The following is a 1,404-nucleotide window of genomic DNA, read 5'->3' on the forward strand; positions in this document are numbered from 1 at the left end:
CGGGCCTTTCGCTTTTATTTGATGCCTGGCAGTTCCCTACTCTCGCATGGGGAGACCCCACACTACCATCGGCGCTACGGCGTTTCACTTCTGAGTTCGGCATGGGGTCAGGTGGGACCACCGCGCTACAGCCGCCAGGCAAATTCTGTTATCAGACCGCTTCTGCGTTCTGATGTCATCTGTAATCAAGCTGAATCTGATGTCTCTTCGCCAAAACATCTTCGGCGTTGTAAGGTTAAGCCTCACGGTTCATTAGTATCGGTTAGCTCAATGTATCGCTACACTTACACACCCGACCTATCAACGTCATCGTCTTTAACGTTCCTTCAGGAGACTTATAGTCTCAGGGAGAACTCATCTCGGGGCAAGTTTCGTGCTTAGATGCTTTCAGCACTTATCTCTTCCGCATTTAGCTACCGGGCAATGCCATTGGCATGACAACCCGAACACCAGTGATGCGTCCACTCCGGTCCTCTCGTACTAGGAGCAGCCCCCCTCAATTCTCCAGCGCCCACGGCAGATAGGGACCGAACTGTCTCACGACGTTCTAAACCCAGCTCGCGTACCACTTTAAATGGCGAACAGCCATACCCTTGGGACCTACTTCAGCCCCAGGATGTGATGAGCCGACATCGAGGTGCCAAACACCGCCGTCGATATGAACTCTTGGGCGGTATCAGCCTGTTATCCCCGGAGTACCTTTTATCCGTTGAGCGATGGCCCTTCCATTCAGAACCACCGGATCACTAAGACCTGCTTTCGCACCTGCTCGAGCCGTCACTCTCGCAGTCAAGCTAGCTTATGCCTTTGCACTAACCTCCTGATGTCCGACCAGGATTAGCTAACCTTCGTGCTCCTCCGTTACTCTTTAGGAGGAGACCGCCCCAGTCAAACTACCCACCAGACACTGTCCGCAACCCGGATTACGGGTCCACGTTAGAACACCAGCCATTAAAGGGTGGTATTTCAAGGTTGGCTCCATGCAGACTGGCGTCCACACTTCAAAGCCTCCCACCTATCCTACACATCAAGGACCAGTGTTCAGTGTCAAGCTATAGTAAAGGTTCACGGGGTCTTTCCGTCTTGCCGCGGGTACACTGCATCTTCACAGCGAGTTCAATTTCACTGAGTCTCGGGTGGAGACAGCCTGGCCATCATTACGCCATTCGTGCAGGTCGGAACTTACCCGACAAGGAATTTCGCTACCTTAGGACCGTTATAGTTACGGCCGCCGTTTACCGGGGCTTCGATCAAGAGCTTCTCCTTACGGATAACCCCATCAATTAACCTTCCGGCACCGGGCAGGCGTCACACCGTATACGTCCACTTTCGTGTTTGCACAGTGCTGTGTTTTTAATAAACAGTTGCAGCCAGCTGGTATCTTCGACTGATTTCAGCTCCATG

At 52.6% G+C, this 1,404-nt stretch carries 2 rRNA genes (1 of these 2 cut by a window edge); both read right to left on the reverse strand.

Going from position 1 to position 1,404, the window contains the following annotated elements:
* Positions 1-23: 23 nt before the first annotated feature.
* Positions 24-139 (reverse strand): 5S ribosomal RNA (rrf, locus tag JTI85_RS16680).
* A 92-nt stretch (positions 140-231) separates the two neighbouring features.
* Positions 232-1,404: ribosomal RNA gene (locus tag JTI85_RS16685) — 23S ribosomal RNA — on the reverse strand; it runs 1,733 nt beyond the window's last position.

The organism is Citrobacter sp. Colony219 (genome assembly GCF_019382635.1).
Taxonomy (GTDB): domain Bacteria; phylum Pseudomonadota; class Gammaproteobacteria; order Enterobacterales; family Enterobacteriaceae; genus Citrobacter; species Citrobacter youngae.